At 60.7% G+C, this 14288-nt stretch carries 15 protein-coding genes; 6 read left to right on the forward strand and 9 right to left on the reverse strand.

The genetic code is table 11. The annotated features are described in order from the left end of the window. Window positions 1-276: 276 nt before the first annotated feature. From infA to trxB, 4 genes are all read right to left on the reverse strand, one after another. Window positions 277-495 carry a translation initiation factor IF-1 gene (infA, locus tag KGB20_RS06035; RefSeq protein ID WP_002553999.1) on the reverse strand — a complete coding sequence of 73 codons (219 nt, stop codon included), beginning with the start codon at window positions 493-495 and terminating at the stop codon, window positions 277-279. Between the two features lie 111 nt (window positions 496-606). Continuing rightward, on the reverse strand, window positions 607-1314 hold the full coding sequence (locus KGB20_RS06040) for an arginyltransferase (RefSeq protein WP_057714169.1): 708 nt from the start codon (window positions 1312-1314) through the stop codon (window positions 607-609). A gap of 57 nt (window positions 1315-1371) precedes the next feature. Beyond that, complete coding sequence (aat, locus tag KGB20_RS06045; RefSeq protein ID WP_057714170.1) at window positions 1372-2052, reverse strand: leucyl/phenylalanyl-tRNA--protein transferase; 681 nt, start codon at window positions 2050-2052, stop codon at window positions 1372-1374. A gap of 62 nt (window positions 2053-2114) precedes the next feature. Further along, window positions 2115-3074 carry a thioredoxin-disulfide reductase gene (gene trxB, locus KGB20_RS06050; protein WP_057714171.1) on the reverse strand — a complete coding sequence of 320 codons (960 nt, stop codon included), beginning with the start codon at window positions 3072-3074 and terminating at the stop codon, window positions 2115-2117. 307 nt (window positions 3075-3381) lie between these two features. On the opposite strand from trxB, the gene KGB20_RS06055 reads away from it, so the two are divergent. The 6 genes from KGB20_RS06055 to cysG all read left to right on the forward strand — a co-directional run bounded on the left by KGB20_RS06055 (window position 3382) and on the right by cysG (window position 11093). Next, on the forward strand, window positions 3382-5793 hold the full coding sequence (locus tag KGB20_RS06055) for a DNA translocase FtsK (RefSeq protein ID WP_057714172.1): 2412 nt from the start codon (window positions 3382-3384) through the stop codon (window positions 5791-5793). A 66-nt stretch (window positions 5794-5859) separates the two neighbouring features. Then, window positions 5860-6483, forward strand: a complete 624-nt coding sequence (gene lolA, locus KGB20_RS06060; RefSeq protein WP_008049385.1) for an outer membrane lipoprotein chaperone LolA — start codon at window positions 5860-5862, stop codon at window positions 6481-6483. A 221-nt stretch (window positions 6484-6704) separates the two neighbouring features. Continuing rightward, window positions 6705-8027 (forward strand): replication-associated recombination protein A, encoded by a 1323-nt coding sequence (locus tag KGB20_RS06065; RefSeq protein ID WP_223532153.1) that lies wholly within the window; start codon window positions 6705-6707, stop codon window positions 8025-8027. Then, the gene (crcB, locus tag KGB20_RS06070) at window positions 8027-8401 is read left to right on the forward strand and encodes a fluoride efflux transporter CrcB (protein ID WP_056723806.1); all 375 of its coding nucleotides are present in this window, start codon (window positions 8027-8029) and stop codon (window positions 8399-8401) included. The genes KGB20_RS06065 and crcB overlap by 1 nt, the downstream gene beginning before the upstream one ends. 16 nt (window positions 8402-8417) lie before the next feature. After that, complete coding sequence (serS, locus tag KGB20_RS06075) at window positions 8418-9698, forward strand: serine--tRNA ligase (RefSeq protein WP_223532155.1); 1281 nt, start codon at window positions 8418-8420, stop codon at window positions 9696-9698. Further along, complete coding sequence (gene cysG, locus KGB20_RS06080) at window positions 9699-11093, forward strand: siroheme synthase CysG (RefSeq protein WP_090456605.1); 1395 nt, start codon at window positions 9699-9701, stop codon at window positions 11091-11093. It abuts the gene before it with no gap. Window positions 11094-11208: 115 nt separating this feature from the next. Here the strand turns inward: cysG and KGB20_RS06085 are convergent, their stop codons facing one another. The 5 genes from KGB20_RS06085 to tusC all read right to left on the reverse strand — a co-directional run bounded on the left by KGB20_RS06085 (window position 11209) and on the right by tusC (window position 14287). After that, complete coding sequence (locus KGB20_RS06085) at window positions 11209-12210, reverse strand: glutathione S-transferase family protein (protein ID WP_154861340.1); 1002 nt, start codon at window positions 12208-12210, stop codon at window positions 11209-11211. Between the two features lie 91 nt (window positions 12211-12301). After that, entirely contained in the window at window positions 12302-13303 is a 1002-nt protein-coding gene (locus KGB20_RS06090) for a glycosyl transferase family protein (protein WP_154946703.1), read from the reverse strand. After that, complete coding sequence (locus KGB20_RS06095) at window positions 13300-13635, reverse strand: TusE/DsrC/DsvC family sulfur relay protein (RefSeq protein ID WP_057714179.1); 336 nt, start codon at window positions 13633-13635, stop codon at window positions 13300-13302. The genes KGB20_RS06090 and KGB20_RS06095 overlap by 4 nt, the downstream gene beginning before the upstream one ends. Further along, the gene (tusB, locus tag KGB20_RS06100) at window positions 13632-13925 is read right to left on the reverse strand and encodes a sulfurtransferase complex subunit TusB (RefSeq protein ID WP_150814742.1); all 294 of its coding nucleotides are present in this window, start codon (window positions 13923-13925) and stop codon (window positions 13632-13634) included. Before tusB ends, KGB20_RS06095 begins: the two co-directional genes overlap by 4 nt. Beyond that, a complete protein-coding gene (gene tusC, locus KGB20_RS06105; RefSeq protein ID WP_150814741.1) occupies window positions 13925-14287 on the reverse strand; it encodes a sulfurtransferase complex subunit TusC in 363 nt (120 codons plus the stop codon). The genes tusB and tusC overlap by 1 nt, the downstream gene beginning before the upstream one ends. Between the last annotated feature and the right edge of the window lies 1 nt (window position 14288).

The following is a 14288-nucleotide window of genomic DNA, read 5'->3' on the forward strand; positions in this document are numbered from 1 at the left end:
GCCTGCTCGCGATGGTCGTTAACGATGACGCGGGAAGTCTGGTTTCACGTGGCGCCCTCGGGTTTTTCGCGAGCAGGCTCGCTCCTACAGGGGGGAGGTAAATTACAGACAAACAAAAACGCCCGGCATAAGCCGGGCGTTTTGTATTGACTTGCTTAGCGAGTGAGCCCTATCTCTGTAGGAGCGAGCTTGCTCGCGATGTTCGTCAATGATGATGCGGGGACTCTGACTTGACGCGGTACCGTCAGGTTTTTCGCGAGCAAGCTCGCTCCAGCCTTATCGAGCGCGGTAAGTGATGCGCCCTTTGCTCAAGTCATAAGGAGTCAGCTCTACGCGCACTTTGTCGCCGGTAAGAATACGGATGTAGTTCTTGCGCATCTTGCCGGAGATGTGCGCGGTTACGACGTGCCCATTTTCCAACTCCACACGAAACATGGTGTTGGGCAGGGTGTCGACGACAGTGCCTTCCATTTCGAAGCTGTCTTCTTTCGACATGCAGTAAAGCCCTCGGTGTCCAATGAATGGCCCGGTGCAACTGCGCCAGGCAAAAGCGGCGTGCATTGTGCCCGAAAAATGGGGTTTAAGCCAAGGGGTTTAGGGCCGGCTCTAGTTTAGAACCACCCAGCGCTGATTAATCAGCAACTCGATAGGGCGATATTGAGTCTTGTAGTTCATTTTTTTGCAGTTTTTGATCCAGTAGCCGAGGTAGACCGCATCCAGCCCCAGCCGCCTGGCCTCGGCGATTTGCCACAGGATCGCATAGCGCCCAAGGCTGCGACGCTCTTCGGAGGGTTCGTAGAAGGTGTAGACCGCCGAAAGACCGTTCGGCAGTAAATCGGTGACGGCGACGGCCAGCAGCCGGCCATTCAGGCGAAATTCATAAAATCTTGAAAACGGCAGGTCCCGCACCAGGAATGTCGAAAACTGGTCGCGACTCGGCGGGTACATGTCGCCATCGGCGTGACGCTGTTCGATATAGCGCTGGTAGAGGTCGAAGTATTCTTCGTTGAAGCCGGGCTTGGCTGGACGTACCTGCAAATCCACGTTGCGCTTGAAGATGCGTTTCTGTTGCCGGTTGGGCGTGAACTGTCCCACGGGAATGCGCGCCGGAACGCAGGCATTGCAATTCTGGCAATGCGGCCGATAGAGATGATCGCCACTGCGACGAAACCCCATCTCCGACAGGTCTGCATAGACATGCACATCCATGGGCTGGCTAGGGTCGAGGAACAGGGTTGTGGCCTGCTCCTCCGGCAGATAACTGCAAGAGTGCGGCTGAGTGGCATAGAACTTCAATCGCGCCAACTCGGTCATGATCAACCCTCGGGATAATGCTTTTGAATAAGTGTAAGCCACCTGCGCAAAAGTCGCTCAGCAAACCCAGCTAGCGCGATTGGGCTGGTCCAGATGCCTGGCCAGATAGTTGGCAAATTCATGGCGGGGTATCGCCCGGGCTCCGAGACTGTGCAGGTGATCGGTGGGCATCTGGCAATCGATCAGTACAAAACCCGAGTCTTTCAGATGCCGCACCAGTGTGGCAAAGCCGAATTTCGAGGCGTTGTCAGCGAGGCTGAACATGGACTCGCCGAAAAACAGCTGGCCCATTGCCAGGCCGTAGAGTCCGCCCACCAGTTCGTCCCCGTCCCACACTTCCACCGAGTGCGCGTGGCCACGCCTGTGCAGTTCGATGTAGGCGTCCTGCATGGCCTCGGTGATCCAGGTGCCGTCGGCGTAATCCCGGGGCGCGGCACAGGCGCGGATGACGGCGGCGAAGTCCTGGTCAAAGGTCACTTGATAGCGTTGCTGACGTAGCAGTTTGTTCAGGCTGCGCGAGACATGCAATTCGTCGGGAAACAGCACCGTACGCGGGTCCGGAGACCACCAGAGGATTGGCTGGCCCTCGGAGAACCAGGGGAAACAGCCGTGGCGATAAGCCGAGATCAGCCGATCGGCGGACAGATCACCACCGGCAGCCAGCAGCCCGTTGGGGTCGCGCATGGCCTTTTCCAGTGGAGGGAAATGCAAGGTATTGCGTTGTAACCAAGTCAGCATGGCATCCGGGCTTGCAGAAGGGGAGGGCAGTGGCGGGTGTTGGCCCGCCATAAAGTTTGCCTTCAAACGGTTGGAATGTCGTCCAGGTATTTTTCAGCGTCCAGCGCCGCCATGCAACCGGCACCGGCAGATGTAACGGCCTGGCGATAAACGTGGTCGGCCACGTCACCGGCGGCAAACACACCTGCAATCGCCGTAGCGGTGGCATCGCCTTCGCTGCCACCCTTGACCAGCAGATACCCGTCGCGCATTTCCAGCTGGCCTGTGAACAGGTCGGTGTTGGGTTTATGGCCGATGGCGATAAACACCCCGGCCAGCGGCAGCTCCCGGGTTTCACCCGTGTGACTGTCCCGCAGGCGGGCACCGGTCACGCCGCTGGCATCGCCGAGCACTTCGTCCAGGTTTTGGTTCCAGTGCAGGCGAACATTGCCGTTGGCGGCCTTTTCAAAGAGTTTGTCCTGGAGGATTTTCTCCGAGCGCAGTTTGTCGCGCCGATGGATCAGGTGCACTTCTTTGGCGATGTTCGACAGGTACAAGGCTTCCTCGACCGCCGTGTTGCCGCCGCCGACCACGGCAACCACTTGATTGCGATAGAAAAATCCATCACAGGTCGCGCACGCCGAAACCCCTTTGCCGGCGAACGCTTCTTCCGACGGCAGGCCCAGGTATTGCGCGGAGGCGCCGGTGGCAATGATCAAGGCGTCGCAGGTGTAGGTGCCGCCATCGCCGATCAGCTCGAACGGTCGTTGTTGCAACTTGGCGGTATGGATGTGGTCGTAAACGATCTCGGTGGCAAAGCGTTCGGCGTGTTTTTGCATGCGATCCATCAGCACCGGTCCGGTCAGGCCTTCAACGTCGCCTGGCCAGTTATCCACTTCGACGGTGGTGGTGAGCTGGCCGCCTGCCTGGATGCCGGTAATGACAACCGGCTTGAGGTTGGCGCGGGCGGCATAAACTGCCGCGCTGTAACCGGCAGGGCCGGAGCCCAGGATAATCAGGCGGGAATGCTTCGCTTCACTCATAAAAAACACCTCATAAGCCTTTGTCACCAAAGAGAATGCATGCTCAAATTGAATGGCATGTCATGTGCTGTTGACTATGCTGCATCCAAGGGTCTCAAGCATGGCGTCGTGCGTACAAACCCGTACAATGCCCTGCGTGTTACATATATTCAGTGTGCGCCGTGTTTATAGAAACAGGGGTGCAGTGTTAAAAGTAGTCCCGGTTACACGTGTTAACTTTATTACCTGCCTGGATTGGGCAGTTTTTTCGCGGTTTTTATAGACATTCACCAGATGGACGCGCCATTGGCGCAGGAAAAGAAGCGTTTTGAAGAAATCCACCGCAGCACCCAAACCAGCCGTCGTGCCGCTCTGGCGCCAGCACTTGCACTACCGACTCAAGGAAGGTGCGCTGATCGCCATCGGTGCCTTGTGCCTGTTCCTGATGATGGCCTTGTTGACCTATGGCAAGGATGATCCGGGCTGGAGCCATAACAGCAAGATCGACGACGTGCAGAACTTCGGCGGACCAGCGGGCTCCTACAGCGCCGATATCCTGTTCATGGTGCTGGGTTACTTCGCCTACATCTTTCCGTTGCTGCTGGCCATCAAGGCGTACCAGATCTTCCGCCAGCGTCACGAACCGTGGCAGTGGAGCGGGTGGCTGTTCTCCTGGCGCCTGATCGGCCTGGTGTTCCTGGTGCTGTCGGGCGCCGCTCTGGCCCATATCCATTTTCATGCCGCGACCGGTCTGCCGGCCGGTGCGGGCGGTGCGCTGGGGGAAAGCCTCGGCGAACTGGCCAGGAACGCCCTGAATATCCAGGGCAGTACGCTGTTGTTCATTGCGTTATTCCTGTTCGGCCTGACCGTGTTTACCGACCTGTCGTGGTTCAAGGTGATGGACATCACCGGCAAGATCACCCTCGACCTGTTCGAACTGTTCCAGGGCGCCGCCAATCGCTGGTGGGCGGCCCGTACCGAGCGCAAACAGCTGGTTGCCCAGTTGCGTGAAGTCGACGACCGTATGGATGAAGTGGTTGCGCCGACCGTCACCGACAAACGCGAGCAGGCCAAGGTCAAGGAGCGCCTGATCGAACGTGAGCAAGCCCTGAGCAAGCACATGTCCGAGCGCGAGAAGCAGGTGCCGCCGGTGATTGCGCCCGCGCCGCCAAAGCCCGCCGCACCGAGCAAACGCGTCGAAAAAGAGAAGCAGGCGCCGCTGTTCGTCGACAGCGCCGTGGAAGGCACCTTGCCGCCGATTTCGATTCTCGATCCGGCGGAAAAGAAACAACTCAATTACTCGCCTGAATCCCTGGCTGCGGTTGGCCACTTGCTGGAAATCAAGCTCAAGGAATTCGGCGTTGAAGTCGCAGTGGATTCGATCCACCCGGGCCCGGTGATCACCCGTTACGAAATCCAGCCGGCGGCCGGGGTAAAAGTCAGCCGAATCTCCAACCTGGCCAAAGACCTGGCCCGTTCCCTGGCCGTGACCAGCGTGCGCGTGGTGGAAGTGATTCCGGGCAAGACCACGGTCGGTATCGAGATTCCCAACGAAGATCGGCAGATCGTGCGTTTCTCCGAGGTGTTGTCGACTCCGGAGTACGACAACTTCAAATCCCCGGTCACCCTGGCCCTGGGCCATGACATCGGCGGCAAGCCGGTCATCACCGACCTTGCGAAAATGCCGCACTTGCTGGTCGCCGGTACCACCGGTTCCGGTAAGTCGGTGGGTGTGAACGCGATGATCCTGTCGATCCTGTTCAAGTCTGGCCCGGAAGACGCCAAGCTGATCATGATCGACCCGAAAATGCTGGAACTGTCGATCTACGAAGGCATTCCGCACCTGCTGTGCCCGGTTGTCACCGACATGAAGGACGCCGCCAACGCCCTGCGCTGGAGCGTTGCCGAGATGGAGCGACGCTACAAGTTGATGGCCAAGATGGGGGTGCGAAACCTGTCGGGCTTCAACGCCAAGGTCAAGGAAGCCCAGGACGCCGGCGAGCCGTTGAGCGATCCGCTGTACAAGCGCGAAAGCATCCACGACGAAGCGCCACTGCTGCAGAAGCTGCCGACCATCGTGGTCGTAGTCGACGAATTCGCCGACATGATGATGATCGTCGGCAAGAAGGTTGAAGAACTGATCGCCCGTATCGCGCAAAAGGCTCGTGCGGCCGGTATCCACTTGATCCTTGCGACCCAGCGTCCGTCGGTGGATGTGATCACCGGTCTGATCAAGGCCAACATCCCGACCCGCATGGCGTTCCAGGTATCGAGCAAGATCGACTCGCGGACCATCATCGACCAGGGCGGCGCCGAACAACTGCTGGGCCACGGTGACATGCTCTACATGCCGCCGGGTACCAGCCTGCCGATTCGTGTTCACGGTGCTTTCGTGTCCGACGATGAGGTTCACCGTGTGGTGGAAGCCTGGAAGCTGCGGGGTGCGCCGGAATACAACGACGACATCCTCAATGGGGTCGAAGAGGCGGGCAGCGGCTTTGAAGGCAGCAGCGGTGGCGGCGACGGTGACGATCCCGAGGCCGACGCGCTGTACGACGAAGCGGTCCAGTTCGTGCTGGAAAGCCGTCGTGCCTCCATTTCCGCGGTTCAGCGCAAGCTGAAGATCGGCTACAACCGCGCTGCGCGCATGATCGAAGCCATGGAAATGGCCGGGGTCGTGACGTCCATGAACACCAACGGTTCGCGTGAAGTCCTGGCCCCGGGGCCGGTGCGCGACTGACCCGAGTATGAAAGGGGGGGCGCCTTTTGCGCCGCCCGCACTCCCACGAATGTTATGAGGACTCCCATGCGTCTGATCCGCATGCTGTTGCTGCCGGTACTGGCCTTGACCACGCTCCAGGCTAACGCCGATGACAAGGACGTGGCGCGCCTGACCCAACTGCTGGAAAAATCCCAGACCCTGACCGCACGTTTCTCGCAACTGACCCTTGATGGCACAGGCACCCAATTGCAGGAAACCGCCGGCGAGATGTCCTTGCAGCGTCCGGGCCTGTTCTACTGGCACACCGATGCGCCGGCCGAACAGACCATGATCTCCGATGGCAAGAAAGTCACCTTGTGGGACCCGGACCTGGAACAGGCCACCATCAAGAACCTCGACCAGCGCCTGACCCAGACCCCGGCCTTGCTGTTGTCCGGTGACGTGTCCAAGATCAGCCAGAGCTTCGACATCAGTGCCAAGGAAGCCGGCGGCGTGATTGACTTCACCCTGAAGCCGAAGACCAAGGACACCCTGTTCGACAGCCTGCGCCTGTCGTTCCGCAATGGCCTGGTCAATGATATGCAACTGATCGACAGCGTCGGCCAGCGCACCAATATCCTGTTCACCGGCGTGAAGGCGAACGAGCCGATCCCTGCGTCCAAGTTCAAGTTCGACATCCCCAAGGGTGCCGATGTAATCCAGGAATAAACGGCTGATGCAAAACCTGTGGGAGCGAGCTTTTGTGGCGAGGGGGCTTGCCCCCGTTGGGTCGCGAAGCGGCCCTAAAACCTGCTACTGCGGTATATCAGACATACCGTGTGTAATGGTTTTGCGACTGCTCCGCAGCCGAACGGGGGCAAGCCCCCTCGCCACAGGATGTTTGACAGGCTTGAGTACCACGTAATAACCCGAGGTTTTAAACGTACGTCATGGATCTGTTTCGCAGCACCCCCATCGCCCAGCCATTGGCCGCCCGCCTGCGTGCGGCCAATCTGGACGAGTACGTCGGTCAGGAACACGTGCTCGCTCGCGGCAAGCCCCTGCGCGAAGCGCTGGAGCAGGGTGCCCTGCATTCGATGATTTTCTGGGGGCCGCCGGGCGTGGGCAAAACCACCCTGGCGCGATTGCTCGCGGAAGTCTCGGACGCGCACTTCGAAACGGTCTCGGCGGTGCTGGCCGGGGTCAAGGAGATCCGTCAGGCGGTGGAAATCGCCAAACAGCAGGCCGCGCAGTACGGCCGCCGCACCATTCTGTTCGTCGACGAAGTGCATCGATTCAACAAGTCCCAGCAGGATGCGTTCCTGCCCTATGTCGAAGACGGTACGCTGATTTTCATCGGCGCAACCACGGAAAATCCCTCGTTCGAACTCAACAACGCCTTGCTGTCGCGGGCGCGGGTCTATGTGCTGAAAAGCCTCGACGAAGCGGCCCTGCGCAAACTGGTGCAGCGCGCGCTGACCGAAGAGCGTGGCCTGGGTAAACGTAACCTGACCCTCAGCGACGAAGGCTTCCAGATGCTGCTGTCGGCCGCCGATGGCGATGGTCGGCGCCTGCTCAACCTGCTGGAAAACGCCTCGGACCTGGCAGAAGACAACAGCGAAATCGGCACCGACCTGCTGCAAAGCCTGCTCGGCGATACCCGCCGGCGGTTCGACAAGGGCGGCGAAGCGTTCTACGACCAGATTTCCGCGCTGCATAAATCGGTGCGCGGCTCCAACCCCGACGGCGCCTTGTACTGGTTCGCACGGATGATCGATGGCGGTTGCGACCCCTTGTACCTGGCCCGGCGTGTGGTGCGCATGGCCAGCGAAGACATTGGCAATGCCGACCCCCGCGCCCTGAGCCTGTGCCTGGCGGCCTGGGAAGTGCAGGAGCGCCTCGGCAGCCCCGAAGGCGAGCTGGCGGTGGCCCAGGCCATCACCTATCTGGCCTGCGCGCCAAAGAGCAACGCGGTGTACATGGGCTTCAAGACGGCATTGCGCGCCGCCGCCGAGCACGGCTCGCTGGAAGTGCCGCTGCACCTGCGCAACGCGCCGACCAAGCTTATGAAACAATTGGGCTACGGCGATGAATACCGTTATGCCCACGATGAGCCGGACGCGTATGCCGCTGGCGAAGACTATTTCCCGGAAGAACTCGACCCGATCCCGTTCTATCAGCCCGTGCCCCGTGGCCTGGAGTTGAAGATCGGCGAAAAACTCAATCACCTGGCGAAACTCGACCGTTTAAGCCCAAGGCAGCGGAGAAAATAGTGCTTCCCTTGATCGTTGCGGTTTCCGTCGGCGGGATGGCCGGCACGTTGTTGCGCTTCGCCACGGGCAACTGGATCAACGCGAATTGGCCGCGGCACTTCTATACCGCGACGCTGGCCGTTAATATCGTGGGCTGTTTGCTGATCGGCGTTCTATACGGTCTGTTTTTGATACGCCCGGAGGTGCCCATCGAGGTGCGTGCCGGGTTGATCGTTGGCTTCCTCGGGGGGCTGACGACTTTTTCATCCTTTTCACTGGATACGGTGCGCCTGCTGGAAAGCGGGCAAGTGCCGCTAGCCCTGGGCTATGCGGCGCTCAGCGTATTCGGCGGGCTGCTTGCCACCTGGGCCGGCCTGTCCTTGACCAAACTTTGATAAACGAGAAACCGACATGCTCGATTCCAAACTGTTACGTAGCAACCTTCAGGACGTAGCGGACCGCCTGGCATCCCGTGGCTATACCCTGGATGTTGCGCGCATCGAAGCGCTGGAAGAACAGCGCAAGACCGTCCAGACCCGCACCGAAGCACTGCAGGCTGAACGTAATGCGCGCTCCAAATCCATCGGTCAGGCCAAGCAGCGCGGCGAAGACATCGCGCCGCTGATGGCGGACGTCGAGCGCATGGCGGGCGAATTGAGCGCGGGTAAAGTCGAACTGGACGCGATCCAGACCGATCTGGACTCGATCCTGCTGGGTATCCCCAACCTGCCGCACGAATCGGTGCCGGTCGGCGAAGACGAAGACGGCAACGTCGAAGTGCGCCGCTGGGGCACCCCGACTGCCTTCGATTTCCCGGTTCAGGACCACGTCGCCCTGGGCGAGAAGTTCGGCTGGCTGGACTTCGAAACCGCCGCCAAGCTGTCCGGCGCCCGTTTCGCCCTGCTGCGCGGCCCGATTGCCCGTCTGCACCGCGCCCTGGCGCAGTTCATGATCAACCTGCACGTCACCGAGCACGGCTACGAAGAGGCCTACACGCCTTATCTGGTCCAGGCCCCGGCGCTGCAAGGCACCGGCCAGCTGCCGAAGTTCGAAGAAGACCTGTTCAAGATCGCGCGCGAAGGCGAAGCCGACCTGTACCTGATCCCGACCGCCGAAGTGTCGCTGACCAACATCGTCGCCGGCGAAATCGTCGATTCGAAACTGCTGCCAATCAAGTTCGTCGCCCACACGCCGTGCTTCCGCAGCGAAGCCGGTGCATCGGGTCGTGACACCCGCGGCATGATCCGCCAGCACCAGTTCGAAAAAGTTGAAATGGTGCAGATCGTCGAGCCATCGAAATCCATGGAAGCGCTGGAAGGCCTGACCGCCAACGCCGAGAAAGTCCTGCAACTGCTGGAACTGCCTTACCGCACTCTGGCGCTGTGCACCGGCGACATGGGCTTCAGCGCGGTCAAGACCTACGACCTGGAAGTGTGGATCCCGAGCCAGGACAAGTACCGCGAAATCTCGTCGTGCTCCAACTGCGGCGACTTCCAGGCCCGCCGCATGCAAGCGCGTTTCCGCAACCCGGAAACCGGCAAGCCGGAACTGGTACACACCCTGAACGGCTCCGGCCTGGCGGTGGGCCGTACCCTGGTCGCGGTGCTCGAGAACTATCAGCAGGCCGACGGTTCCATCCGTGTGCCTGAAGTCCTCAAGCCCTACATGGGTGGCCTTGAGGTCATCGGCTAAATGAACTATCTGCCGCTGTTTCACAACCTTCGCGGCAGTCGTGTGTTGGTCGTCGGCGGGGGGGAGATTGCCTTGCGCAAATCCCGCCTGCTGGCCGATGCCGGTGCGCTGCTGCGGGTGGTTGCACCTGAAATCGAAGCGCAATTGCGCGAGCTAGTTGCCGGCAGCGGTGGCGAGTGCCTGTTGCGTGGCTACGCCGAGGCGGATCTGGACGGTTGCGGGCTGATCATTGCCGCCACCGACGACGAAACGCTCAACGCACAAGTTTCCGCCGATGCCCATCGGCGTTGCGTGCCGGTCAATGTGGTGGACGCGCCGGCCCTGTGCAGCGTGATCTTCCCGGCCATCGTCGACCGTTCTCCCTTGATCATTGCAGTGTCTAGCGGCGGCGATGCGCCGGTGCTGGCGCGTTTGATTCGCGCCAAGATCGAAACCTGGATTCCTTCCACCTACGGTCAATTGGCCGGGCTGGCTGCGCGATTCCGTCATCAGGTCAAAGGCCTGTTTCCGGATGTGCAGCAGCGTCGGGCGTTCTGGGAGGATGTTTTCCAGGGCCCGGTTGCCGATCGGCAACTGGCTGGGCAGGGCGGTGAAGCCGAGCGGTTGCTCCAGGCGAAAATCGATGGTGAGGCGCCAGTGGCGACCGGTGAAGTCTATCTGGTGGGCGCAGGGCCAGGTGATCCCGACCTGCTGACGTTCAAGGCATTGCGTCTGATGCAGCAAGCCGACGTGGTGCTGTACGACCGTTTGGTGGCACCGGCGATTCTCGAACTGTGCCGTCGCGACGCCGAGCGGGTTTACGTCGGCAAGCGCCGATCCGATCACGCGGTGCCGCAGGATCAGATCAACCAGCAATTGGTGGATCTGGCCAAGCAAGGCAAGCGTGTGGTGCGATTGAAGGGCGGCGATCCGTTCATCTTCGGTCGTGGTGGCGAGGAGATCGAAGAACTGGCGGCCCATGGCATCCCGTTCCAGGTCGTGCCGGGGATCACGGCAGCCAGCGGTTGCGCGGCCTATGCCGGGATTCCGCTGACCCACCGCGATTATGCGCAGTCGGTGCGTTTCATCACCGGCCACCTCAAGGACGGCTCCAGCGATTTGCCATGGGCCGATCTGGTCGCCCCGGCGCAAACCCTGGTGTTCTACATGGGGCTGGTGGGCTTGCCGATCATCTGCGAACAGTTGATCAAGCATGGTCGCGCTGCCGATACCCCAGCGGCACTGATCCAGCAGGGCACCACGGTCAACCAGCGGGTGTTTACCGGCACCCTGGCGGACCTGCCACGACTGGTGGCGGAGCATGAAGTGCATGCGCCGACCTTGGTGATCGTGGGTGAAGTGGTGCAACTGCGCGAGAAACTGGCGTGGTTCGAAGGGGCTCAGGGGCAGGTCTGAGACCGAGTTGCCCTCATCGCGAGCAAGCTCGCTCCCACAGGGGATTTGTGAACGACACAAATCCCCTGTGGGAGCGAGCTTGCTCGCGATGGGGTCTTCAAAACCTGCACAAATCTCAAGCTCTGCGCCAAACCCCTTTCCCACTCAACCGCTCCCGATCATGGGCCGCGGTGAAGTCCTGCGCCGGCCCTTTCGGCACCACACCCGTCGGGTTGATGGTGCGGTGGCTGGCATAGTAGTGGTTTTTGATGTGGGTGAAGTCGACGGTCTCGGCAATCCCCGACCACTGATAAATCTCCCGCAGCCAGTTCGACAGGTTCGGATAATCCGCAATCCGCCGCAGATTGCACTTGAAGTGCCCGTAGTACACCGCATCGAAGCGAATCAGCGTGGTGAACAGGCGGATGTCCGCTTCGGTCAGGTACTCGCCCGCCAGATAGCGGTTGGCACCCAGTAGCAGCTCCAGTCGGTCCAGCTCGGCAAACACCTCATCGAAGGCTTGTTCATAAGCCTGTTGCGAGGTAGCAAACCCGGCGCGGTACACGCCATTGTTCACCGCCGGGTAAATCCGCTCGTTCAACGCATCGATTTCTCCCCGCAGCGGCGCCGGGTAGAAGTCCAGGTCGTTACCGGTCAGATCGTCGAAGGCGCCATTGAACATGCGGATGATTTCCGATGATTCATTGTTGACGATACGCTTTTGCTGTTTGTCCCACAGCACCGGCACGGTGACGCGACCGGTGTAGTCGGCGGTGTCGGCGGTGTAGCGCTGGTGCATGAATTCGAAGTGGTCGAGCTTGTCGCCGGTCGAACCCAGGTTCCGGTCGAAGGTCCAGCCGTTTTCCAGCATCAACCAACTGACCACCGAAACGTCGATCAGGTTTTCGAGGCCTTTGAGTTTGCGCAGGATCAGTGTGCGATGGGCCCACGGACAGGCCAGGGACACGTACAGGTGATAGCGCCCGGGTTCGGCCGCGAAACCGCCGATGCCGGTCGGTCCCGGCTTGCCGTCAGCGGTCAGCCAGTTGCGACGCTGCGCCTGTTCGCGCTGGAACGCGCCGTCCTTGCTGCTTTCGTACCACTTGTCCTGCCAGCGGCCATCCACTAACAAACCCATGTTCAAGACTCCCGAAACCCATAATTGATGGAGTCGAGTCTATTCCGATGAGTTCGAACAAAAAGCGCAAAGATCGGGCGCGAATGATCGATTAAATCGATTTGTCCCGCGCGGCCCAGTATTTTTCAGCGGTTTCGAAGGCCTGTTCGCGGGTCTGGCCGAGGCCACGCAGGGCCAAGGCCATGGTCGAGATCAGGGCCATTTGCGGGTAGCTGTCGACCACGTCGCCACGCCAGACAGCTTTCAAATGCTCAGGATCAAGCGAGGCAGGTTTGACGTGACGCTGCGCCGACAACTGCGGCCATTCCTCGTCCCAGCTCTCGCCCCCGCTCGTACCGTACAGGTGACTGTCGGCGTCCGGGTTGATCTCTATTTCGCCGCCATCGCCCTTGATCACGATGGCGGTATCACCGAGCAATCCACTGGCGTCGCGATGCACGGCCTGATAACCCGGGTGGAAAATGCTCTGCAGGCCGCAACGGGCGCCCAGCGGGTTGAGAATCCGCGCCAGGGAGTGGATCGGCGAGCGCAGGCCCAGGGTATTACGCAGATCGATCATGCGTTGCAGCTGTGGCGCCCAGTCCATCAATGGCATGAAGGCCAGGCCGCCGTTATCCAGCGCCGACCCCACCTGTTGCCAGTTACGGCACAACGGGATGTTCAATTCGCCCAGCAGTTGCTCGCTGTACAAGCGTCCGGCCGTGTGGGCGCCGCCGCCGTGCATGAAAATCCGCACGCCGTTTTGCGCCAGGCACTTGGCCGCCAGCAGATACCACGGCAAGTGCCGCTTCTTGCCGGCATAGGTCGGCCAGTCCAGATCCACTGCCATTGCCGGAGGATTCAGGCGTTCGCGCAAGGCTTCGGTGAAACCCGCCATCTCCTCGAAGCTTTCTTCCTTGTGCCGCAACAGCATCAGGAAGGCGCCGAGCTGGGTTTCCTCGACCTTTTCATCGAGCACCATGCCCATGGCTTCGCGGGCCTCGACCCGGGTCAGGTCACGAGCGCCGCGCTTGCCTTTGCCAAGGATCCGTACGAACTGGGCGAACGGGTGCTCGGCGGGCGTTTCGAGTGTCAGTGCTGGGTAATCGGTCATAAGCAATTCGTCGGTTTGGGCAGGCCCGCCAGTTTCGCGGCGAGTTTGGCGGGAGTGCCTTTGAACAGTCGGTTCAGGTGCAGGCTGTTGCCTTTTTCCGGGCCGAGTTTCAATGCGGTGTACTTGATCAAGGGGCGGGTGGCCGGTGACAGCTGGAATTCAGCGTAGAAACTGCGCAGCAGTTCGAGGACTTCCCAGTGTTCGGGCGTCAACTCGATGTCTTCGGCAGCCGCCAGGGCACTGGCCACATCGGCGGACCAGTCACTCAGTTCGACCAGGAAACCGTCCTTGTCCAGTTCGATGGCGCGGGGGCCGACCGTCAATGCCTTCATAGCCAACTGTTGACCTTGTCGTAGTGAATCGACAGCTCGACGAAGGCCGGGTAATCGATGGCACTGGCCCAGTCTGGAACCGCAAGCGCACGGGCCTGGGCATCTTCGGCCAGCACGAACAGCTTCAGGCCGCGCGTGCTGAGCGCAGTGAACGGCGCGGTGCCTGGTTGCAATGCATAGGCGGCATCACCGGACAACAGCAACCCGTCGTTGGCGCCGATCACGCGCAGGCAACTGGTCAGGCGTTCGTCGCCGAACGGGGAATGAGACAACACATGCAAAGTCGACATCAGAGGGTGATCACCTGGTCGTAACGGTCAATGAGGGCGGTGATTTCGTGGGCGGCCAATACCTGGGCTTCTTCCAGCGACAGGCCGCTGGGGTCCAGGCCACGCTGGGTGATGCTGTCGCCACAGGCAAACAGTTCCTCGACACCGAACATCGGCAGGGCTTGCAGGTTGGCGCTCAGGTCTTTCTGTTGCAGGGCCTTGGCGTTCTGACCGGCGGCCAGCTGGAACACGCCGTCATCGAGAAACAACAGGCCGATCGGCAGATCGAAAGCGCCCCCGGCCAGCACGATATCCAGCGCTTCCCGCGCGCCTGGGCCGGACCATGGCGACTGGCGGTTGATGATCAATATGGATTTGGCCATG

Source organism: Pseudomonas sp. BF-R-30, assembly GCF_019956175.1.
GTDB classification, from domain to species: Bacteria; Pseudomonadota; Gammaproteobacteria; order Pseudomonadales; family Pseudomonadaceae; genus Aquipseudomonas; species Aquipseudomonas jessenii.